This is a genomic window from Streptococcus parasanguinis, assembly GCF_000963275.1.
Taxonomy (GTDB): Bacteria; Bacillota; Bacilli; order Lactobacillales; family Streptococcaceae; genus Streptococcus; species Streptococcus parasanguinis_B.
The window spans coordinates 721,923-744,682 of sequence record NZ_JYOW01000001.1; the positions used below are offsets into that span (position 1 = coordinate 721,923).

23 protein-coding genes and 1 riboswitch are annotated in these 22,760 nt (G+C 40.1%); of the genes, 20 read left to right on the forward strand and 3 right to left on the reverse strand.

Translation table 11 applies throughout. The annotated features are described in order from the left end of the window. Nucleotides 1-21: 21 nt before the first annotated feature. A complete protein-coding gene (locus tag TZ97_RS03645; protein WP_045760184.1) occupies nucleotides 22-582 on the forward strand; it encodes a TlpA family protein disulfide reductase in 561 nt (186 codons plus the stop codon). Between the two features lie 36 nt (nucleotides 583-618). Here the strand turns inward: TZ97_RS03645 and TZ97_RS03650 are convergent, their stop codons facing one another. Genes TZ97_RS03650 through TZ97_RS03660 form a run of 3 tightly spaced genes read right to left on the reverse strand, consistent with a single transcriptional unit; the run spans nucleotide 619 to nucleotide 3,436 of the window. Then, a complete protein-coding gene (locus tag TZ97_RS03650; RefSeq protein ID WP_045759416.1) occupies nucleotides 619-1,863 on the reverse strand; it encodes an NAD(P)H-dependent oxidoreductase in 1,245 nt (414 codons plus the stop codon). Nucleotides 1,864-1,881: 18 nt separating this feature from the next. After that, nucleotides 1,882-2,487 (reverse strand): NADPH-dependent FMN reductase, encoded by a 606-nt coding sequence (locus TZ97_RS03655; protein ID WP_045759417.1) that lies wholly within the window; start codon nucleotides 2,485-2,487, stop codon nucleotides 1,882-1,884. Nucleotides 2,488-2,512: 25 nt separating this feature from the next. After that, on the reverse strand, nucleotides 2,513-3,436 hold the full coding sequence (locus TZ97_RS03660; protein WP_200893072.1) for an FAD:protein FMN transferase: 924 nt from the start codon (nucleotides 3,434-3,436) through the stop codon (nucleotides 2,513-2,515). Nucleotides 3,437-3,661: 225 nt separating this feature from the next. On the opposite strand from TZ97_RS03660, the gene nox reads away from it, so the two are divergent. From nox to TZ97_RS03755, 19 genes are all read left to right on the forward strand, one after another. Then, nucleotides 3,662-5,038: a H2O-forming NADH oxidase gene (nox, locus tag TZ97_RS03665; RefSeq protein ID WP_045759419.1), complete on the forward strand. Its 1,377-nt coding sequence runs from the start codon at nucleotides 3,662-3,664 to the stop codon at nucleotides 5,036-5,038. Between the two features lie 361 nt (nucleotides 5,039-5,399). After that, nucleotides 5,400-6,944 carry a ClC family H(+)/Cl(-) exchange transporter gene (locus TZ97_RS03670; RefSeq protein WP_045759420.1) on the forward strand — a complete coding sequence of 515 codons (1,545 nt, stop codon included), beginning with the start codon at nucleotides 5,400-5,402 and terminating at the stop codon, nucleotides 6,942-6,944. A gap of 109 nt (nucleotides 6,945-7,053) precedes the next feature. Beyond that, the gene (efeO, locus tag TZ97_RS03675; RefSeq protein ID WP_045759421.1) at nucleotides 7,054-7,926 is read left to right on the forward strand and encodes an iron uptake system protein EfeO; all 873 of its coding nucleotides are present in this window, start codon (nucleotides 7,054-7,056) and stop codon (nucleotides 7,924-7,926) included. A 5-nt stretch (nucleotides 7,927-7,931) separates the two neighbouring features. Then, nucleotides 7,932-9,137, forward strand: a complete 1,206-nt coding sequence (gene efeB, locus TZ97_RS03680) for an iron uptake transporter deferrochelatase/peroxidase subunit (protein WP_045759422.1) — start codon at nucleotides 7,932-7,934, stop codon at nucleotides 9,135-9,137. Further along, on the forward strand, nucleotides 9,115-10,800 hold the full coding sequence (locus TZ97_RS03685; protein WP_045759423.1) for an FTR1 family iron permease: 1,686 nt from the start codon (nucleotides 9,115-9,117) through the stop codon (nucleotides 10,798-10,800). The genes efeB and TZ97_RS03685 overlap by 23 nt, the downstream gene beginning before the upstream one ends. Beyond that, entirely contained in the window at nucleotides 10,787-11,506 is a 720-nt protein-coding gene (tatC, locus tag TZ97_RS03690; protein ID WP_045759424.1) for a twin-arginine translocase subunit TatC, read from the forward strand. Before TZ97_RS03685 ends, tatC begins: the two co-directional genes overlap by 14 nt. Then, nucleotides 11,506-11,703 (forward strand): Sec-independent protein translocase subunit TatA/TatB, encoded by a 198-nt coding sequence (locus tag TZ97_RS03695; protein ID WP_003007243.1) that lies wholly within the window; start codon nucleotides 11,506-11,508, stop codon nucleotides 11,701-11,703. Before tatC ends, TZ97_RS03695 begins: the two co-directional genes overlap by 1 nt. 662 nt (nucleotides 11,704-12,365) lie before the next feature. Further along, a complete protein-coding gene (locus TZ97_RS03700; protein ID WP_045759425.1) occupies nucleotides 12,366-13,301 on the forward strand; it encodes a hypothetical protein in 936 nt (311 codons plus the stop codon). 78 nt (nucleotides 13,302-13,379) lie between these two features. Then, nucleotides 13,380-14,111, forward strand: a complete 732-nt coding sequence (locus tag TZ97_RS03705; protein WP_045759426.1) for a PoNe immunity protein domain-containing protein — start codon at nucleotides 13,380-13,382, stop codon at nucleotides 14,109-14,111. 34 nt (nucleotides 14,112-14,145) lie between these two features. Beyond that, nucleotides 14,146-14,892, forward strand: coding sequence for a PoNe immunity protein domain-containing protein (locus TZ97_RS03710; RefSeq protein ID WP_045759427.1), 747 nt, complete (start codon nucleotides 14,146-14,148; stop codon nucleotides 14,890-14,892). A 32-nt stretch (nucleotides 14,893-14,924) separates the two neighbouring features. Further along, on the forward strand, nucleotides 14,925-15,674 hold the full coding sequence (locus TZ97_RS03715; protein ID WP_045759428.1) for a PoNe immunity protein domain-containing protein: 750 nt from the start codon (nucleotides 14,925-14,927) through the stop codon (nucleotides 15,672-15,674). 49 nt (nucleotides 15,675-15,723) lie between these two features. After that, nucleotides 15,724-16,191 (forward strand): hypothetical protein, encoded by a 468-nt coding sequence (locus TZ97_RS03720; RefSeq protein ID WP_045759429.1) that lies wholly within the window; start codon nucleotides 15,724-15,726, stop codon nucleotides 16,189-16,191. Nucleotides 16,192-16,225: 34 nt separating this feature from the next. Continuing rightward, on the forward strand, nucleotides 16,226-16,747 hold the full coding sequence (locus TZ97_RS03725) for a hypothetical protein (protein ID WP_152620212.1): 522 nt from the start codon (nucleotides 16,226-16,228) through the stop codon (nucleotides 16,745-16,747). An 84-nt stretch (nucleotides 16,748-16,831) separates the two neighbouring features. Further along, nucleotides 16,832-17,719 carry an NAD glycohydrolase inhibitor gene (ifs, locus tag TZ97_RS03730; protein ID WP_045759431.1) on the forward strand — a complete coding sequence of 296 codons (888 nt, stop codon included), beginning with the start codon at nucleotides 16,832-16,834 and terminating at the stop codon, nucleotides 17,717-17,719. Nucleotides 17,720-17,806: 87 nt separating this feature from the next. Continuing rightward, nucleotides 17,807-18,733, forward strand: a complete 927-nt coding sequence (locus tag TZ97_RS03735; RefSeq protein WP_045759432.1) for a hypothetical protein — start codon at nucleotides 17,807-17,809, stop codon at nucleotides 18,731-18,733. A 32-nt stretch (nucleotides 18,734-18,765) separates the two neighbouring features. After that, nucleotides 18,766-19,491, forward strand: coding sequence for an alpha/beta fold hydrolase (locus TZ97_RS03740; protein ID WP_045759433.1), 726 nt, complete (start codon nucleotides 18,766-18,768; stop codon nucleotides 19,489-19,491). 182 nt (nucleotides 19,492-19,673) lie between these two features. After that, nucleotides 19,674-20,657 carry a GMP reductase gene (guaC, locus tag TZ97_RS03745; RefSeq protein WP_045759434.1) on the forward strand — a complete coding sequence of 328 codons (984 nt, stop codon included), beginning with the start codon at nucleotides 19,674-19,676 and terminating at the stop codon, nucleotides 20,655-20,657. Next, a riboswitch (purine riboswitch) is annotated at nucleotides 20,647-20,742 on the forward strand. It overlaps the preceding gene by 11 nt. Before the next feature lie 90 nt (nucleotides 20,743-20,832). After that, the gene (locus tag TZ97_RS03750; protein WP_045759435.1) at nucleotides 20,833-21,414 is read left to right on the forward strand and encodes a xanthine phosphoribosyltransferase; all 582 of its coding nucleotides are present in this window, start codon (nucleotides 20,833-20,835) and stop codon (nucleotides 21,412-21,414) included. After that, on the forward strand, nucleotides 21,414-22,676 hold the full coding sequence (locus tag TZ97_RS03755; protein ID WP_003001507.1) for a nucleobase:cation symporter-2 family protein: 1,263 nt from the start codon (nucleotides 21,414-21,416) through the stop codon (nucleotides 22,674-22,676). The genes TZ97_RS03750 and TZ97_RS03755 overlap by 1 nt, the downstream gene beginning before the upstream one ends. The last annotated feature ends 84 nt before the right edge of the window (nucleotides 22,677-22,760 follow it).

A 22,760-nucleotide genomic window follows, 5' to 3' on the forward strand; every position in this document is an offset into this window, starting at 1 on the left:
TAATCGGAGGTTTAATGCATGATGAAAGGTTTTAAATATGCTTGTTTCTCAGTACTTTCTCTGGCTTTGCTGTCAGCTTGTTCTATGGATCAAACCAGTGAGAGTAGTATGGGCAATCAGCCAACAATGAATACAACAACGAATAAGAATCCTTTGGTAGGAAAAGACGCTAGTGACTTTGAACTAAAGGATATGAAGGGGAATACGGTTAAACTTTCAGACTACAAAGGGAAGAAGGTCTATTTGAAATTTTGGGCAACCTGGTGTGGTCCTTGCCGGCAAAGTATGCCTGAATTAGAGAAATTGGTCAAGGATACGGATAGAGACTTTGAAATTCTGACCATTATGGCACCGGGGATGCAAGGTGAAAAAACAGAAGAAGAATTCGTCAAATGGTTTGATCAACAAGATTACAAGTCCGTACCGGTCTTGTACAATCCAGACGGTTCAGTATTTGCAGATTATCAGGTTCGCTCTATTCCTACAGAAGTCTTTATAGACAGTCATGGGAAAATTGGACATGTCCAATTAGGAGCTATTTCAAACGAAGAGGCTAAGAAGATTATCAAAGAGTTACAATAAAAAAATGAAGCATGAAGCTTCATTTTTTCTAGTTTCTTAGTTGCTTGCACCAGAAGTGGCATCGGCATCTCCGTGCCCTCCGTCACCATGTCCTCCAGCATCAGAAGCACCAGAAGTTGCATCTGCACTACCATGTCCACCAGCAGGAGCAAATGGACCGCTTCCGCCAACTAGACGTTGACCGGTTGTTTGCAGGTACCAGTCCAACCATGGTTTGAAGTTGAAGACAATCTCATTGATACCAGCGTATGAACCATCTTCATAGTACATAGCTTGGTAGTTGTGAGTGTTGATCACACCCTCAGGAGATCCTGGAACAATGGTCCGAACATAGTCTTGGTTACCGTTACGAAGGGTACCAATCACCCATTCCACGTTTTTCATACGTGCTGGTGGTAGGGAACCATGAACGGTTGACATCCGGCTTCCTGATTGAGGTGGCACGCGTTTGGCAAACATGGTATCAGGATCTTGATGGGCATTGTTGTAGTAGAGGAATTGGTTGTTATCATCGGCATAGGTCAATTCAAATGGCATAGCCTTTAAGAACATATCAATTTGGTTAACGGTTAGGATACCGTGGTCGAGTTTGACATAGGTATCGCCGGAAACGGCACCAGTGATTTCAGCTACTTTTTCTACCCAATCTGGATCGTCAGGATCGACCTCAGTAACAGTTGTAGCGATTGGATGTTTACAATCCAAGTCTTCTGGTTCAATTGGTTTTGGTTTTTTCAATTTCGATACAACCTCAACGTATTTCATAAAATTATCCAAGCAGGTTTCAAGGAATTTGACGGTTCCCTCGTTAATGATATTGCCGTCTTCGTCAAAAGCTTCTTTTGCTTTTCCAAGAAGGAATTCATTTCCTGGAAGGGTATAAGCATTGACACCTGGGGCATCGAGGATCTTACGGAGGTGAACCTGAGCACGTGATGTCCCTTGATCATAGTAGGAAGCACCAACGATCATGACTGGTTTGTTTTCAAATGGATGCACCTCGAAAGAGAGCCATTCAAGAACAGATTTAAGAGCAGCAGAGATCGTATGGTTGTGCTCTGGAGTAGCAATGATGACACCATCTGCTCGAGTAATTTTATTGTACAAAAGACGTAATTGGAAACTTTCGTCCCATTTTTCATCTTGGTTAAACATTGGAACTTCATCGATTTCAAGAACTTCCAATTCAAATTTGATCTTAAATTGGCGGCGAATGAATTCCAAGAGTTTACGGTTATATGATTGATCGTAGTTTGATCCTACAAGTCCTACAAATTTCATTCTTTTCTGTCTCCTATCTTACAAGTTTTCCCAGTCAAATTCTTCAGCATCTTTGCGAAGCAATTCTTGGGCGTTGCGTAATTTGTCTGTGATTTTTACAAACACACGGAAATCATTGAAGATGGCATCTAATTTTTGAATAACATCCAAATCTACTAAGTCTCCATTTTGATCAAAGGCTTGTAATGAATGAGATAGCAAGAATTCATCTGGCAAGACATTCGCCTTAATTTCTGGAGCGTTTAAGATTTGACGGAGTTGGAGTTGGGCGCGTGAAGATCCCAAGGTACCGTATGATGCCCCAGTAATCATGACTGGTTTGTTCAACAATGGGAAGACTCCGTATGAGAGCCAAGCTAGAGCACTCATCAAGACCGCTGGAATAGAGTGGTCGTATTCTGGAGTCCCAATAATGACTCCATCAGCCTCCTCAATTTTTGCAACAATATCCAAGACAGCGTCAGGTACTTGTTTGTCGGCTGGTTTGTTAAAGACAGGGATATCTTTAATTTCGACCAATTCGATCTCAGCCTTATCAGCAAAATGTTTTTGCATGTATTGAAGCAGTTGACGGTTTGTAGAACGTTTGGAGTTAGTCCCCACAATCGCAATAAGTTTTACCATGGAAATTTCCTTTCTGATAACAGAATTATAAATAAGATTGAAGCCCACTTGTATAGGCGATCTTGCCTGATTGTGAAACCAATAAGGTCTCTATACCAGGAAGTGATTCAACAGTGTTGAGGATAGAAGTAGGAGAGTCCCCGAACAGGCGGGTAGTCCATATCTCCCCGTCTACGGATCGATCAGATATAATGGTGATACTGGCTAAGTCTGTCTCAACCGGATAGCCTGTCGCGCTATCAAAGATATGGTGAAACGACTGGCCGTCGACTTCTAAATGACGCTCGTAGATGCCAGAGGTGACAACAGATTTGTCCTTGACTGAGAGGACCAGTAGGTGCTGGCCTCTTTTTTCAACTGGATTTTGAATACCAATCCGCCAAGGCTGTTGTTTAACGGGGTGTTGACCGACGGTTAGGATATTTCCTCCAAGATCGATCAAGGCATCCTTGATTCCCTTACCTCTCAGATAGGTAGCAATTAGATCTGCGCTATAGCCTTTTGCTAAAGCTCCCAAGTCGATCTTCATTCCAGGACGTTTCAAAAAGACTGTATAGTTTTCTTGGTCTAATTGAATCTGCTGGGGATCGATCTTTAAAAGCGCTTGTTCGATTTCTTCTGGTGCAGGCCGTCTGGCATCTGAAAATCCGATCCGCCAGGTTTGCACCAGAGGGCCGATAGCAATGTTTAAATGGCTATTTTTAGCTTGACTATGCAAGGTACCTAATGCAATCAGTTCAAAAAGATCTGGATGAACTTGAACAGGAGCAATACCAGCTTGGTGATTGATTTCCATGAGTTCAGAACTTGCACCATTAGCACTGAAGCGATGTTCGTAGGAGCGAAGAAGTTCAAAGCAATGCGCAAGGAGTTCATCCGCTTGTGGGTCACAGATCGAAACGGTGATGGAGGTTCCCATCAGACGTTCGGATCGACTACTTAGGTCCACTAAAAATCTATCCTTTCCAATTTTCACTTACTTACAGTATAACAAATAGAGACCGTTTTCACAATCCTTTCAGACAAATTATTTGACATTTTATGAAAGCTGTGAGAGGAAGCTTTCAGAAGGTTTGAAGAAAAGATCACAAATATTGAGCAAATATCTTGTAACCGATATCATTTTTATGATATACTCAAGAAGTAAATTTTAATTAAAGGTAGGATTTATTCTATGAGTAAAATCGTTGTTGTAGGGGCAAACCATGCCGGAACAGCTTGTATCAACACTATGTTAGATAATTTTGGAAATGAAAATGAAATTGTGGTTTTTGACCAAAACTCAAACATTTCATTCCTTGGATGCGGGATGGCGCTTTGGATCGGTGAGCAAATCGATGGTCCAGAAGGTCTCTTCTATTCTGACAAAGAAAAATTGGAAGCAAAAGGTGCAAAAGTCTACATGAACTCTCCTGTTCTTTCAATTGACTATGACAACAAAGTGGTAACTGCAGAAGTTGATGGAAAAGAACACAAAGAATCTTATGAAAAATTAATTTTTGCGACTGGATCAACACCAATCATTCCTCCAATTAAAGGAGTTGAAATTGTTCCTGGTAACCGTGAATTCAAAGCAACTCTTGAAAATCTTCAATTCGTTAAATTGTACCAAAACGCTGAAGAAGTGATTGAAAAATTGAAAGACAACAGCAAACACTTGAACCGTATCGCCGTAGTTGGTGGTGGGTACATCGGTGTTGAACTTGCTGAAGCTTTCGAACGTCTTGGTAAAGACGTTGTCTTGGTGGATATCGTGGACACTGTCTTAAACGGTTACTACGACAAAGACTTCACAGACATCATGGCGAAAAACTTAGAAGACCACAACATCCGTTTGGCACTTGGACAAACTGTTCAAGCAGTTGAAGGAGATGGTAAGGTAGAACGTCTTGTAACCGATAAAGAAACCTTCGATGTAGATATGGTCATCTTGGCTGTTGGTTTCCGTCCAAATACAGCTCTTGCTGATGGTAAGATCGAACTCTTCCGCAACGGTGCCTTCCTTGTTGACAAGAAACAAGAAACATCAATTCCAGGCGTATTTGCCGTTGGTGACTGTGCAACAATTTATGACAATGCACGTGGTGAAATGAGCTATATCGCTCTTGCATCTAATGCAGTTCGTTCTGGTATTGTAGGTGCCTACAATGCGACTGGTCATGAATTGGAAGGAATCGGTGTTCAGGGTTCTAACGGTATTTCGATTTACGGTCTTCACATGGTTTCAACTGGTTTGACTCTTGAAAAAGCAAAAGCTGCCGGCTTCAATGCCACTGAAACAGGCTTCAACGACCTTCAAAAACCTGAATTTATCAAACACGATAACTATGAGGTTGGTATTAAGATTGTTTATGACAAAGACACTCGTCAAATCCTTGGAGCTCAAATGGTATCACGTGATAACGCCATCTCAATGGCCATCCACATGTTCTCGCTTGCAATTCAAGAACATGTGACGATTGATAAGTTAGCCTTGACTGACTTGTTCTTCTTGCCACACTTCAACAAACCATATAACTACATCACAATGGCAGCTTTAACTGCTGAATAATAGCTAAAGTTCTATTAAAAACTTTCCTTAGGTGAGTACGGACGTCAGCGAACTTCGTAGAAGTTCCATGACTAATTATTGAGCCTAAGGTCTCAATAATTCCGAGTGCCTGAAACTGTATTGTTTCAGGCACTTTTCTCACAGCGGAATGTTTTGACTTTTCTTTATTCATTCCATAATAAATAGAACATATTTATATTTCTTTGTAGAATTTCTTAACTTATTTTACTTGATAAAATGGTTTGTCTACATTCTAAACAAAACTAACAAGGGTGGTTTTGTTTTTTTCTGTCTTTACATGTATTCAGAGGCAGTGAAATAAGGTATAATGAATAGGATAAGAGTTTGAAGGAGTTAGGGAATGTCTGCTAAAGAAGAAGCCTTTAAAAATGAATTTCAATTTGCCTCTAGTTCAATTGTGGCCCATATTGTCAGAGGTGTTCTGGTTGGGATCGTTGTGGGCTGCATCGTCTCGAGTTTTCGTTTTTTGATTGAACATATTTTTCATTTTGTTCAAGGCGTTTACAAGGAGATGTCTGGTCAACCACTTTATTTGCTGGCGATGCTGTTGGGGTATGGGGTGATCGTACTGATTGCTGGCCGACTTATTCGCACCAATCGGGATATCAAAGGATCAGGAATTCCGCAAGTCGAAGCAGAGCTTAAGGGCCTATTGGCGGTAAGCTGGTGGGATACCTTGTGGAAGAAGTATATTTTAGGTGTCTTGGCCATCGGAAGTGGCTTGATGCTTGGTCGTGAAGGTCCTAGTATTCAATTAGGGGCAATGGGTGGAAAAGGAGTGGCCCATCATTTGAAGGTCAGTCCGGTTGAGGAGCGATCTTTGATTGCAAGTGGGGCTGCTGCTGGACTTGCCGCTGCCTTTAATGCACCTATAGCGGGGCTCTTATTTGTGGTTGAAGAGGTCTACCATCATTTTTCACGCTTCTTTTGGATTTCAACCTTGGCTGCTAGTTTGACGGCTAATTTTATTTCACTCAATGTCTTTGGTCAAACACCCGTACTTCATATGCCACAAAATATTCCACCGCTTCATCTGTCTCAGTACTGGATTTATCTATTTCTTGGAGTCTTTTTAGGGGCAGCGGGTTATGTCTACGAAATAGTGGTGCTCAATATCGGTCGCCTGTATCGTTTGCTAGAGAAGATTTTCCATGTTCCTTCTCATTATTCTTCTTTATTCGCCTTTGTCTTGATTTTTCCAATCGGCTATTTTCTTCCCCAAATTCTTGGTGGTGGGAACCAATTAGTCTTGGATTTAGCTCGAGTACCGTATCCAGTGCTGACCATCCTTCTCTATTTTGTGATCCGTTTCATCTGGAGTATGTTAAGCTATGGTAGTGGTTTGCCGGGAGGAATCTTCCTGCCCATACTAGCATTAGGATCACTTTTAGGGGCCATCGTTGGAACTATCCTTCAAAACATTGGCTTTATCTCTCAAAATCAGCTGCCTCTCTTCATTATTTTAGGAATGAGTGGGTATTTTGGGGCTATTTCAAAAGCACCTTTAACAGCGATGATCTTGGTAACAGAGATGGTCGGTGATATTCGCAGTTTAATGCCCCTAGGCATGGTGACCTTGCTGGCTTATATGATTATGGATCTCTTCCATGGAGCGCCAGTCTATGAAGCCATGCTGGAGCAATTGTTACCGGATAAAGCGCAAGAAGAAGGAGAGTTGACCCTGATCGAGATCCCTGTATCAGAAAAGATCGCAGGTAAGCAAGTTCATGAACTAGAGCTCCCTCGAGATATCTTGATCACCACGCAAATGCGAAGCGGCAAGAGCTACACGGTAAATGGCGCGACCCGCTTGTATCTAGGGGATAGCATCTTTGTGGTGGTTAAAGAATCCGAAATCGGACGGGTCAAGGATATTCTTTTATAATATACAGATTCTCAGAAACGGTTTCTATCATTAAATTTTCAGACAATTATTGAAAAATGAGAAAACTTCTGGTAGAATAAGGGCAAGAACAAATGAGGAGAAGTCTTTCATGAAAAAATATAGTCTACTCTTATTGAGTGTTGCTCTTTTAGCCGGATGTGCGAACTCTACTGGCAAACAGTCCAGTCAAAAGACGCAAACCAGCTCAACAGTACAATTGTCAAAGGCTGACCAGAAGACCTTGGACAATGCGACAGCTGAATACAAAGACTTTGTCGAAATGCAAATTGACCAATTGCTCAAGGATACAGAAGGATTCCGAGCTACGCTAAAAGAGGGGAATTTGGAAGAAGCTAAAAAGCAATATCCCTTGATCCGTATGGCCTATGAACGTTCCGAACCGATTGCTGAAACCTTCGGGGAATCGGATGTCAAGATCGACTACCGCTTGGTAGATTATGTGGATGAAAATAAATCAGAAGATGGCTGGTCAGGTTTCCACCGGATTGAGCGTATCCTTTGGGAAAACAATACCACAGATGGAACAGACAAATACGCTGACCAACTGGTGAACGATATCAAGGAGCTAAAAGCTAAAATTGCTACAGTGGAAGTCACACCGGATATCATGTTGACTGGAGCTGTCGATTTGCTCAACGAAGTGGCAACGCAAAAGATCACTGGTGAGGAAGAAGTCTTCTCTCATACAGATCTTTACGACTTCCGTGCCAACATTGAAGGGGCTGAAAAGATCTTCTCTCTCTTTAAACCTTTGATTGAGAAAAAAGATGCTAAATTGGTTAAAACCTTGGAAGCAGAATTCAAGAATGTGAATGCTTTATTGGACAAACACATGACAGATGATTCAAACTATAAGTCTTATACAGATTTGTCTAAGGAAGATACCAAGGAATTGGCAGAAGCTGTGACCAAACTTGGTGAACCTTTGTCTCAAATGGGTGTGATTTTAGATGGGAAATAAGAAAAATGGCTGACGAAAAATTTTTAGATAAAAAAATGGACCGTCGTGAATTTCTTAAAAAAGCAGGTATTGGAGGGGCTGGTCTAGCGCTGGGCCTCTCTGGTGCATCTGCTTTTTTCGCTAATCAAGACAGTTCCAGCAAAAAAGCTTATGATGGGGATGAAGACATCTCCTTTTATGGCAAGCACCAAGCAGGGATTACGACTCCTATGCAGAAGGCTTGCTACTTGGTGGTATTAGACCTTCACACGACGGACAAAAAAGAAGTCATACAGCTCTTTAAAGACTGGACCGATTATAGTAGTAAATTAGTCGAAGGAGAATTGGTCAAAAAAGATGGTTCCAATGCCCTATTGCCACCAACAGATACAGGTGAAACAGTCGGACTCAACCCCTATCGCTTGAGCCTGACATTTGGGGTATCGGCTTCCTTTCTTAAGAAACTGGGCTTGGAGTCCAAACGTCCCAAACTCTTTCGTGATTTGCCTCCATTTCCAAAGGAGCAGTTGCAGGACAAATACACAGGTGGCGATATCGTCATTCAGGCCTGTGCAGATGATGAACAAGTAGCCTTTCATGCAGTGCGAAATCTGATTCGTAAGGGTCGCAATACCATTACCATGAAGTGGAGCAAATCAGGATTTGCAGCTATTGGTGACCGAAAAGAAACACCGCGCAACCTCTTTGGTTTCAAGGATGGAACGGCAAATGTCACGACGGAGAAGGATTTTGACAAGGTCGTCTGGACTGATAGTAAGGACTGGATGAAGGGTGGTTCCTATATGGCTCTTCGCCTAGTGCAAATGCACCTGGAAACTTGGGACCGAACCAATTTGCAGGAACAGGAAAATACCTTTGGTCGCTACAAGGAGTCAGGTGCTCCCTTTGGTAAAACCAACGAATTTGATGAAGTAGATTTATCTAAACTACCAGTGGATTCACATGTCCGTTTGGCCAAAGAAGTGGATCGGCCGATTTTACGGCGGTCATATTCCTATTCGGATGGCATCAATGAACAGACTGGGCAATTTGATGCTGGCTTGATCTTTATCGCCTTTCAAAAGGATCCGAACAGCTTTGTCAAAATCCAAACCAACTTGGGCGCGGTGGATAAAATGAACGAGTACATCACCCATATCGGAAGTGGACTCTTTGCTTGCTTTGCAGGCGTTGAGAAAGGAGGGTATCTTGGTCAAGCACTCTTTGAATAAACTCTTGATCCTTTTAGGCCTTCTTGCCTTGTTCTGGACTCATCCAGTGGCTGCGGAGTCTTATAGCGATCTCTTTATCAAGATCACGGATGCAACAACCGCTGTACAAAATAAGGACCAGAAAAAGGCCAAGGCATTAATCGCTGAGATTCAGGCTGATTTTGAATCCAAAGATCACCATGATTCCAAGGCAGGGAAAAAAGTTAACCAAGCCCTGGCTATAAAAGGGGAGGTAACCAAAGACGATCTTACCAAGATCTCATCAGCCTTGCTGGCTTTTGAAAAAGAGCAAAATCCGGTCGATTTAGAGGCGGAAAAAGACAAACTCGTGAGTCGGCTCGCACCTTATTTTAAGAACCTACAAGAGGCCATTACAGCTAAGGATCTGGATAAAACCCGTCAAACCTATGCTGATCTCAATAACACCTGGACGCGAAACGAAGCGGTGGTAAGAGATCACAGCACAGCCTACTATGGCAAAATCGAGACGGCCATTTCGCTCTTGCGCAGTAGTATTGAAACAGAGCCTACTGATTTCACTAACATCCAGTCCTCTTATAATGACCTCAAAAATGGGATTGATGCCTTTGTAAAAGGAGAAGCCATTAGCAGTGCCAGTACGGATTTGACGTTGAAAGATGGGATCAAGCTTTTGGAGAAGGCGCAAAGCCAATTTCAATCCGGCGACGATAAATCTGCTGCAGCGACTATGAAGCATTTCATCACGATCTGGCCAACTATCGAAGGGGATGTTAGCACGACCAATCCCAGTCTCTACACGCGCGTAGAGAGCGAATCCCCGGTTATTATGGTCAAGGGGAAAGAAAAGGCCTATCAAGAGAAATTACAAGCCTTGATCAAGGACCTTTCTACGATCGATACGACAGCTTCTTACAACGCTTTTGATGCCATGTTGATTCTATTGCGTGAAGGAGTAGAAGCCCTTCTGATCGTCATGGCACTTGTGACGACCCTTAAGGCCGCTAAGATGAGGAAAGGCCTCAAATGGGTTTACGGTGGAGCTATTGCTGGTGTTCTTGCCAGTGCAGCGATCGCTCTTGTTTTGCAAGTAGCTTTTCCAGCCGTTACTTCGGGGTCTAACCGGGAAATCATTGAAGGTGGCGTTGGGATTTTCGCTGTAGTCATGATGATTCTCATCGGAATTTGGCTCCACAGCAATTCCTCTGTCAAACAGTGGAATGCCTTTATGGACCGTCAAATGAAGACCGTAACGGCTACAGGAAGCTTTGTCTCTATGTTTGCTCTCAGTTTCTTAGCAGTCTTTCGTGAAGGAGCTGAGACCATTCTCTTTTATGTTGGGATCATTCCTCGGATTACAACTGCGAATTTCTTACTGGGAATCGGGCTTGCTATAGCCGTTCTCATCATCATTGCAGTGGCTATGACCAAGGCTAGTCAAGCTATCCAACCTCACAGAATCTTTTTCATTCTGACTTGGTTGATTTACGCCTTGGCCTTCAAGATGCTCGGTGTCAGCATCCACGCCCTGCAGTTGACTAATATCCTATCGAGTCATTTGGTCAATGGACTTCCAACCATCGATTGGGCAGGGATCTATCCAAGCTGGGAAGTTCTTCTTCCCCAACTACTCTTTGTGGCCCTGATCGCCCTTATCACGGTGAAACAACATGGCAAAGAATAGAGCAGATAAAATGACCATTGTTGAACATTTGGTCGAATTTCGAAAACGATTGATCGCAGTGGTCTTATGTTATATTATCGTCTTTCTGGTGGCTTTTGTATTTGGTGGAGAACTCTACCAAGCCTTGACTGCTAGCTTCCATCAAAAACTGCTGGTACTGGGACCGAATGATATCCTCTGGATCTATGTATCGCTGGCCAATCTCACAGCCTTTAGCCTGACCTTGCCCTTTATTGTCTACCAGATTTGGCAATTTGTAAGGCCGGCTTTGAAGGAGAAGGAGGCGCGTGCAGTCTTTGCCTACATCCCAGCTAGCTTTATTTGCTTTGTGCTGGGGCTTGCATTTGGTTATTTCTTTGTCAGTCCAGCTATTTTAGAGGTCTTGATGCGCTTGGGAGAAGGACTGTTTGATACCCAATTGACGGCACAAAATTATTTAACCTTCTTATGGCACACCACCTTGCCTTTAGGGGTCTTGTTCGAGTTACCAGTTTTGGTTGCTTTTCTGACCTCGATTGGGCTCTTGACACCACAGTTTTTAATAACTTACCGACGTTACGCATACTTTGTCCTGCTGGTCTTAGCCGTCGTGTTGACGCCAGCGGACTTTATTAGTGACTTGGCCATGACACTCCCTTTGATCCTCTTATTTGAAGTCAGTGTCGCCATCAGTAAAGTCATCTATTCAAGAAAAAGGAGAAACTAATGGGAATTTTACGTGATATTGGAGCACCAGGTTTGATCATCATCATCCTGGGCGCCCTCTTGATTTTTGGACCAAAACGCCTGCCAGAGTTGGGCCAGTCCATCGGCAAAATGTTTGCTGAATTTAAGACAGCTGTCAACAAAGGCAGTGAAGAAGCCGATCAAGACACCAAAGAAGCTAAAGAAGAAAAAGAATAATCAGACAATTTTCAAAATTCTATTGAGTTCGATTGCATAAAAAGGTATAATAAGACAAGTACTTGCAATCGACGAAGGAGGAAACCATGATTATTACGATTTTGTCACTCATTTTCTATTTCAGCTATATCGGATTCTTATGCTGGTTGGTCGTAAAAATTGTCGAAAAATTGTTCAATTTCTTGTTGAACCGTTAATAAAGAAACAATCCATTTCACCCCGAGTGAGTGGATTTTTTTGTATCCTGTTTATTTGGAAGAAAGCAAATAAAAAGAGAGAGCTCAACGGTCTGAGATTGAAGACAAGTCGTATCAAAAACTTTCCTTAGGTGAGTACGGACGTCAGCGAACTTCTTCGAAGTTCCATGACTTAGTTTTGGAACTAAAGTTCCAAAACTCCCGAGTGTTAGAAACACAATTGTTTCTAACACTTTACCCACAGCGGAAAGTTTCGATATTTTATCAACTTATTATACTTTAAGATAGTTTTTTTACATTCTAAGAGACCCTGTGGTGTCTTTTTACTTATTTAATTTCCCTAGCTAGTGACTAACTTGAACTTCAAACTGTATTTCGGTATGATAGTAGGTAATAGAATGACAGTTCATTTGTGAGGACCTGACTGAGTAATATACAAGGGGCTGCAGATAAGAAGGAGAAGGAATGAAGAGTTTTAAAAAGATTGCAATATTGTCTACGATTTTTGTTGCAATTTTGGGATTTTTTGTCTGGAAATACTACCAAGATAAACAAGAAAAAGAAGATTATTACAATAATGTGTACACTTACAGTGGTGACTACGAAATTGGTGATTATGAATTTCTAGGAGAAAAGGGCGTCGTAGCAAAGTGGGTTAGTAAAGATCCGGAAGAAGATAAACAAATTCGTAAGCACCTTAAGAACGATCCACAAAGTAAAGTCGAATATCATAACAATGATGTTATCATGGCAGGTAAACGTTTTATCATTAGAGAGAATTTTAAAACGATGTCGCGCAAAAAAGGTGGAAGTACCTATCGTTTATTAATCTATGATACAAATGATCAAACTTTAAAAAAGAAAGAGGTTGATGTTTTAAAATGGCTCCGAGAAAAAGGTGAAGGTTGGGGATTAAGTACAGTTGGTCCATCTTTAAATACACTACCTAACGGAAAAGAAGTGTTGTCGGTCAATATTAAAAAGAGTACAGAAAAAAAGGTGAATGGTACTCTGGTTTCTAAGACAGAGATTAAACCATTTTATTTAGATTTGGAAACGGGAAAATTCATTGACTATCAGAAGGACAGCAAAAAGATAGAAGGATTATATTATTCAATTAACGAAAATAATCAAGGTGATTCTTCACCAGGAGATAAATTGTTACAATATGGTCTTGATTTGAACTATAATACTGTAAACATCAAAAAAGAATTATTTGACAAAAATAAAGATCTACCTATTCGGAAGGAATATCCAAAGGCTTACAAAATTTTAAAAGAAAAGGATAGCGCTTATTATCCAACTTTTAATGGTGATAGAAGTCCAAAAGAAATTCTTGATCATTTATCCCCACTTATACCAGAAGGTGCTGAAATATTTTCCATCAGTAGTATTTATTAGAGGGAAAGAACTATTTTGTATTCTATCTGATTATGTAATGCCTATGAAAAGCTCTATATAACTATTTGAGGATAAGCAGTGAAAAGAGATAATATATTTATAGAAGAAAAAATTAATGAACTCATTAAATTTAATGAAATGGTGATTAAGGAATGGTTACAAGAGTTAGACCAACTTAACCAAGGAATTAATCCTTATAAACGTCCAATTGAAGAAGTTATTAGGCTAACTAAAGAAGATATTTCTATTTATCAAGAAAAGAAAATGATAGCTACCTACACTGCAGGATATTCTATTGAGAGATTCAAAGAAGAGTACCTTAAATATGTCGATAGCCTAATACCTGTTTGGCATAGCAATTCAGGATATGATGCAATGCTCTGGGCTCTTTCCATTGGTATTTTGTTAGAGGTTGATGAAACGACTTTTGATAAATTGGTAGATTTGGTAAGGAAAGATGATCCAGAGGACTATTTGATCGATTACCTCATTCAGTCTCGTCATCCAGAGTGGAAGATTCGTATCAACTATAATTTCCCAAGACCCTATGGCTTTACTCGAAAGATTATAGAGGAAGAAAATTCTGAAAAGGCTGTATCTCTCTTGAAAGAATACTTGACTAAAAAATGGTATCAGGGATGTAGAGATGAAGGCTGGTATGATTTGCATAAGCGCAACATTGATAATTATTATGGCTACTGGTCTTTTGAGTCGGGGGCTCTCTGCAAGATTAAGGGCTTAGATTATAAACAGTTAGAAGGATTTTCGTATTTTCCTTATGATTTGGTTGCGGAAAGTGCGAAACCATAGATAACCGATATAAGGATTTAGAAAGAAGATAGAATTGGAACTAAGAGACACATTTTCAGATAAAAATAATATCAATGGACTAATCCAAGTTTTTCAAAAAGCCATTCAAGATTCTGAAGAACGAATTCAAGCAATTGAACAGGATGAGAAAGAAGGAATCCAAAAATTTTCTTTGGACAATAAAGTTGTCATTTCTAATATAAGATCATCAATATGTCGGTACCAAAAAGAAGTTATGATAGCGACTTATACTGCGGGTTATTCTATTGAAGATTTCAAGGGTGAGTATATTAAGTATGTAGAGAGTTTGCAACTATCTTGGCAAGGCAAATCTGGCTATGAACAAATGGTCTGGGCCCTCTCTATTGGAATTTTGTTAGATGTTGAGGAGGATATATTTAATCATCTAGTAGATTTGGTCAAGAAGGATGACCCAGAGGACTATTTGATTGACTATCTGATTCAATATCGACGTCCAGAGTGGAAGATTCGACTGAATTATAATTTTCCAAAGCCTTATGGTTTTACCAGAAAAATTATTGAAGAAGAGGATTCTGAACAAGCTCTAAAATTGCTTAAAGAATATGTGACTAAGAAATGGTACCAAGGCAGCAGAGATACAGGATGGTACAATTTACATAAAACCAATAACAGAAGTTATTATGGCTATTGGTCCTTTGAATCAGCTGCTATATGCAAACTAAAGGGATTGGATTACAAGGAATTAGAAGGACTTACGTACTTCCCATATGATTTGATTGCGGGAGACGCGAAAGTATAGGATGAGATTGTATAAATCCATAGGAGAAAAGTATGATTTTAAGGGATAAAATAACAACGAGCGATAGACTGTTAAAGTTAATTGATATTGAAAAAAACCTCATAAATGAAAAACGAAATAAAATTAAGAGTTTTATGAAGGATACAGAGGAAGGGGTCCAAAGATACAAGCTAACAAATGACGAAGTTATTGCAAATATCAAGGGGACAATCAATGTATTGAGCGAAGAAGTACTAGTTGCCACCTATACTGCAGGATATTCTATTGAGAAATTCAAAGAAGAATACCTTAAATATGTCGATAGCCTTATCCCTGTTTGGCAGAGCAATTCAGGATATGATGCAATGCTCTGGTCCCTTTCCATCGGCATTTTGTTAGAGATTGATGAAGTAACTTTTGATCAGTTGGTAGATTTAGTCAAAAAAGATGATCCAGAGGATTATTTGATTGATTACCTCATAAAATCTCGTCATCCAAAGTGGAAGATTCGAACAAACTATAATTTTCCAAGACCTTATGGCTTTACCCGAAAGATTATTGTGGAAGAAAATTCTGTAAAAGCCATAGCTCTCCTTAAAGAATACTTGACTAAAAAGTGGTATCAAGGATGTAGAGAGGAAGGTTGGTATGATCTGCATAAAGAGAATATTGATAATTATTATGGTTATTGGTCCTTTGAATCAGGTGCTCTCTGCAAATTGAAGGGATTGGACTACAAGGAGTTAAAAGGACTTCCATATTTCCCATATGACTTGGTTGCAGAAGGTGGAACAAAAAAATAAGTCTCGTGATGCATGCGTCATTAAATTTAAAAAAGAGAGAAAATAAATTATGATCGAACCTAAGTACGGTGAAAATATTGTTGTTCTTTTTAAACATGAAAATAAATATACTTGGTATGTTTCGGATCTAGAATTCTGGTATATTGATTATGAGGTAGCATGCTATTCGCTTGATACTCTGTATGATGAGCGAAAACGTTCTTCGAAACTGACCCATGAAACATTGCCATATTTCTTAGAAGATATGGAAGTATATAAATGTGATCGAAACGAGCTAGGAGAAGCTTTTGCTAAATCGTATCAGGAAGATAGATTGAACGCAGTTTATGATTTTAAACCTTCCTTGTTTATTGATATGGATGAGATGGAATTGTACTCGCAGTACGCAGAATACGTATCATTCGAAGAATATGTTTCAGAACCATGGAAAGGCCAATATAAATTGTTTGGGGATGAGATTCCAGAAGAAGAAAAATTCTGGTTAGCTTGTGGCAGCGATGTATATGGTGAAGATTAATTACAGTTGAATAACAGAGATAGGATAAATACTAGTGGATAAAGACCAATTAATAAACAAGCCAGAAATAAACATTGTCGGGGTTATTGTGAACCATCAGTTTAACTGGTATATTTGTTCCAATGATATGTGGACAATGGATATTGATAAATATATTCAATCTTACAAGGAAGCGGGTTGGGATCTTGATTTTTCCTATTTACCTGAGATTCAACAGAATCTTCATGTGGTTACAAAAAGCAATCTTGAATCCTACTTAGAAATGTATAAAGATGATTGGCTGAAGGTGACCGTTGAAGAATTGATCTCAATGATCAAACGCTCAATGGAAGAGGATAACTTGAATTCAGAGATTATTCTGGAAGGAAAAGCCTTGCTTCCGGATCTTTTCATCGATTTTGATAAAGAAGAATTTTATTCAAACCATCTGGGGATGAAAAACTACGAAAGATATGTGCCAAATGGATGGAAGGTTTTTTCAGGACGTTTTGATCATTTGATCCCCAAAGAAGAACAATATTGGATTGAAGAGGGTGATAATATCAATTTAAGATAGTGAATGATATTGCACTATTATTTAATCGAAACGAAAGGTAGAGAAACGTCATGAAAGTTCATTTTAGATTCAATGGAGTAATAAATGAAGAAATTTGAAATACCAGAGCCTAAAGAATATGAATCTTTTGTTAATTTTTATAGTGATACGATGAGAGAAGGGAAAGAGGAGGAAGCTTTTTTAGGTACAAATCCAAAATATCGTATATGGCAAAGGGATTCTTATGAACTTGATAGTACAGATATTGGGGTATTGATAGAATATTGCTTATATCCTTTGTATGTGGAAGGTGATAGGGATATAGCGAGCAGAACCTTTGATATCTTGAAAGATTTTAGCTTATCTAATGATTTAATGAAATTAAAGAAGGTCACTCAATATATTTCTAATCAAAAAAGGTTTGTAACGAATTATTATGATATTCCATTTGTTATTGAAACAGATGAGTTAGTAAGAAACATTATAGAAAGCACTTCCCACCTATCACATGAGCAGAAACGTTCGTATATCTATGAAGGGTTGTGTAATGTATTAGAATGTAATCCAGAATACAGACAGTGTGACGAAGAAAAAGTAGAGAAGATCCTTAAGGAATTCAAGGAAAAATACTATAATCCACCAAAGGTAGTAAAAACCATTAAAACAGTTGAGAAAATTGAACTAGATGTTACAAGCATCGATGCTATGGGGGTCTCTGATGACCATCTAGAGTTGTTGTTGATTGATGAAAACAAATGGATTGAGTCATTAGAAGAGGAACATCTCTTGAAACTTCAAGAAAAACTCAACAACTACATCTACTTCCTCGAAAGCAAGCAGTATGTGGAGCGACATGGTGAAAAGTTTAATAAAAAAATCATCCATATTACTTTCCAATATTCCCCATCTGATAATGGATTGGCCTTTCTCGCAGCGGTTCAGAAAGTGTTACAACCGACTGATATGAGCTTGAAGGTGGAATTACCGGAGTAATACCCACCCCTCGTTTAATCGAAATAGTTTGTGGAAAAACTAGAGAATTGATTAATAACTTGAAATAGATAGGAGAATGTTAATCGGATGAAATATCTGAAGTCCCTCAGCTTTCGAACTAAGGCGATTGTGAGTTTGATTTTGTTAGCTCTCGTTACCTACTCAGCTTATTCCTACGTCTGGCCTAAATATGTTCAGTGGAAGGAAGACCATGAAGTACAGATTGTTAAAACAAAGGTGGAAAGAATAGAAACTTTTGGATCTCAGAATCGCTATGTATACTATAAAACAAAGAACTCAATTCCGGCAGATGTTTTATCCAATCACTTTGTCACAAGTGATGCAAAATTTGTTGGCATAGGGAACAGTCGGTTAGTTGAATTATCCGTAAACGTCTATGATCTGAATCATATAAATAATCCTCCGAAGAGAATTGATGTTGTTAAACTTATACAAAAATATAATCAGGATTATAAATTGGATTTTTACTCGACAAGAGATTATACAGTTAACGGGATAGATTATTTAGTTTTTTCCATAACGAATAAGGAAAACAAGGATGATAAGAAAGAGATTGCTTTAGATGTTGATACAGAGCAGATAGGAGTGGCACTTCCTGAAGACAAGTTAAAAGAACAAGCAAAAAGTAGTAATAAAGTTTTTGCTTTCTTATACACTAATTTAGATGATATTTTAGAAAAAAACGGAATTACGGGGTCGTTTTATCTAAGCTATAATAAAAATAAAAACGGATTGAAGAATGACTCTTTCAATTTTATCAAAGAGTTTCCAGAAATCTTTGATAAATTAGAAAAAGGAGGACGGATTTTAGTTCGCAAAGGAGAATACAATAATCCGGAAGCTATTTTCCAAGATATGCGCCATTGGTTTGCGCCAGTTGGTCAGGATAAATTAGATGTTATTGCAACCGATCCAAAGACAAATGAGCAAACTCCGATTAATACGTATCAGGAATACAAGGAGTGGTACGAAACACATCGAGATCACTTATAGTTTTCAAAATTTTAACAGTTAGGACAAAACACATGCAGTTTTATTTTATCGGTGGCTTAGGTAGCAATGGCTACCATCTGGCTCCACTTATTGAAGAGCTTGGCTTTCCTGTGACTTTTCTAGATCCCTATAGGGAAATGATTCAGACAGAAAACGATCTTCGTGCTTGGTTTCAAGGTCGGATTGGCCAGGCGGAAGAAATCTGTTTATTGGGTCATTCCTTGGGTGGAGATTTGGCTCGATATCTGGCTAGTGAGTTTCCTCAGATCCAGGCTTTGATTCTCCTGGATGGGGGTTATCTGGATATGGAAAAGATCCTGCCTCTTGAAGAAGAACTAGAAGGAACGGCGTCCTTCATGCAGCAGCAAGTCTTTGCAACTTTAGAAGAAGCTGTGTTATCAGAACTTGGTGATGGAGCAGATCCGATGCCTATAGCGCGAAAAGCAGTAGAGGCCAGCTATCGCTGGAATCCAGTGAGTGAACAATATGAATTAAATCTGGATCTCGAAAAGGTCATGGCTTTATTGCGTCTACGGCGTCAGATCAAGACTTACCAGATTCCACTGGCAGACCTGCCTGTCCTCTTTATCGGGCCTCGATACCAAGAAGAACCTGAATGGAGAAAAGATGCTCTGAAGCAACTAGATCCCCAGATCAAGCAAGTCTTGCTAGAAGGTTTGGGGCACGAACTGTATACAGAGGCGCCAGAAATTGTAGCTAGAGAAGTCAACAATTGGCTCCAAAATGTTCATAAATAAAACCTGTTTCTCTTTTTGAAACGGGTTTTTGTCTTGTAATTTCCGAACGTTGTTTCCTATAAAATCATTCCCATTGCATTAGGTCCGTATCTTTGGTATAATCTATCAAGGAAACGTCAAGAGACGTAGCGATGCGCTTGCGCATAGGTAGGTCAGTTTTTAGAAAAGAGATTTTTCAATCTATGTTAAATGAATTTCCTATTTTCGACTATGAAGATATTCAGTTGATTCCCAACAAATGTATCATCAATAGCCGGTCAGAAGCAGATACAACCGTTCAATTTGGAAACCATACCTTCAAGCTTCCAGTTGTTCCAGCCAATATGCAGACGATTTTGGATGAGAATGTAGCAGAGCAGTTGGCGCGTGGTGGATACTTCTACATCATGCACCGTTTTGATGAAGAGGGTCGGATTCCTTTTGTCAAACGCATGCATGATCAAGGTTTGATCGCTTCCATTTCGGTTGGTGTTAAGGAATACGAATACGACTTTGTGAGTCAATTAAAGGCAGATGCGCCTGAGTACATCACTATTGATATCGCACACGGTCATGCGGATAGTGTCATTCGGATGATTCAACACATCAAGAAAGAATTGCCAGATACCTTTGTCATTGCTGGAAATGTTGGAACTCCTGAAGCTGTTCGTGAATTGGAAAATGCGGGAGCTGATGCGACTAAGGTCGGAATCGGCCCTGGTAAGGTTTGTATCACCAAAGTTAAGACTGGATTTGGTACAGGTGGTTGGCAATTGGCTGCTCTTCGCTGGTGCTCAAAAGCAGCTCGTAAGCCAATCATTGCGGACGGTGGTATTCGGACTCATGGTGATATTGCCAAATCGATTCGTTTCGGGGCGTCTATGGTCATGATCGGTTCTCTCTTTGCAGGACATATCGAAAGTCCTGGTAAAACAGTAGAGATTGATGGAGAGTCTTTCAAAGAGTACTATGGATCTGCTTCCGAGTACCAAAAAGGCGCTTATAAGAACGTCGAAGGTAAGAAGATTTTATTGCCTGCCAAGGGTCATTTGCAAGACACCTTAACGGAAATGGAACAAGATTTGCAAAGTTCGATCTCTTATGCAGGAGGCCGAAAATTAGCAGATTTGAAACACGTTGACTATGTGATCGTTAAGAATTCTATCTGGAATGGCGATGCACACTAATTGAATTACTTATTTATTTCACGAATGGGCGTGATGTTTCTACAAGGTGCCGGAACACCTAACAATAAGTAAGTCGGGATTATCTCTCTTTCTAGAGAGATTTCAAGGCTTGCTTAGCAGGCCTTTTTGTGTTTTGTGAATGAGTAGAGGATTTTTTAAAAAAGTAGGAGGAAGTATGAAATTACTTGAAGAGCGCATCTTAAAAGATGGCAATGTTTTAGGTGAGAGTATCCTCAAGGTGGACTCCTTTTTGACCCACCAAGTGGATTTCAAATTGATGAAAGAAATTGGTCAGACTTTTGCGGACCGGTTCAAAGATGCTGGTGTGACCAAAGTCGTGACCATTGAAGCATCTGGGATTGCACCTGCCCTTTATGTAGCTGAAGCACTGGATGTTCCCATGATCTTTGCTAAAAAGGCGAAAAACATCACGATGAATGAGGGCATCTTGACGGCTGAGGTTTATTCCTTTACCAAGCAAGTCACCAGCACCGTTTCAATTGCGGGTAAATTCTTGGATCCATCAGATAAGGTTTTGATCATTGACGATTTCCTTGCAAATGGGCAAGCAGCCAAAGGCTTGATTCAAATCATCGAACAAGCCGGGGCTCAAGTCGAAGCGATTGGGATCGTGATTGAAAAATCCTTCCAAGATGGACGGGGATTGTTAGAAGAGTTGGGATATCCAGTTGTATCCCTCGCACGTTTGGACCGTTTTGAAAATGGTCAGGTTGTATTCAAGGAGGCAGACATCTAATGCAAAAACAAGAAAGCCATTCACAGGCGGCCATTCTAGGCTTGCAACATCTTTTGGCCATGTATTCGGGATCTATTTTGGTGCCGATCATGATCGCAGGAGCTTTGGGCTATAACGCTCATCAACTAACCTACCTCATCTCTACAGATATCTTCATGTGTGGGGTCGCAACTTTCCTTCAAGTGCAGCTCAATAAATACTTTGGGATCGGTCTTCCGGTAGTCCTTGGGGTTGCCTTCCAGTCTGTGGCTCCTCTCAGCATGATCGGGGCTAGCCATGGTAGTGGTGCCATGTTTGGTGCCTTGATTGTCTCAGGGATTTATGTCATCCTTGTCTCTGGTTTCTTCTCTAAGATTGCCAACCTCTTCCCATCAATTGTAACGGGATCCGTTATTACAACCATTGGTTTGACCTTGATTCCAGTAGCGATTGGAAATATGGGAAATAATGCGCCAAAACCAACCGTTCAAAGCTTGATTTTGGCTGTGGTGACTATTCTCATCATTTTAGTCGTTAATATCTATACGACTGGCTTTATTAAATCCATTTCAATTTTGATTGGTTTGATCGTAGGTACTGCCATTGCGGCTTCTATGGGCTTGGTAGACTTCACACCTGTGACGCAAGCACCAGTCGTTCACGTTCCAACACCTTTCTTCTTTGGAGCTCCTAAGTTTGAAATCACCTCAATCTTAATGATGTGTATCATCGCAACAGTTTCTATGGTGGAATCAACAGGTGTCTATCTCGCTCTTTCTGATATTACCAAAGATCCAATTAATAGCACGCGCCTTCGCAATGGGTACCGCGCTGAAGGGTTGGCCGTTCTCCTCGGTGGTATCTTCAACACCTTCCCTTACACTGGATTCTCACAAAACGTTGGCTTGGTGAAATTGTCTGGTATCAAGACTCGTCTTCCAATCTACTATGCGGCTGGTTTCCTTGTTCTTCTTGGTCTCCTTCCTAAGTTTGGTGCTTTGGCACAAATCATTCCAAGCCCAGTCCTTGGGGGAGCAATGCTAGTCATGTTTGGTTTTGTATCGATTCAAGGGATGCAGATTCTTGCGCGTGTTGATTTTGAACACAATGAGCACAATTTCTTGATCGCTGCTGTATCGATTGCTGCAGGGGTTGGTTTGAACAACAGCACCCTCTTCAATGGCCTTCCAACAGGATTCCAAATGTTCTTTGCGAACGGAATTGTCGTTGCCAGTGTCTTGGCGATCGTTCTCAATGCTATTTTAAACCGCAACAAAAACTAATCTCACATGAACCGGAGGTCCTTGGATCTTCGGTTTTTTTGACTTTTAAAGAAACATATAGTAGAGTGGAAGAGGAGAAAATCT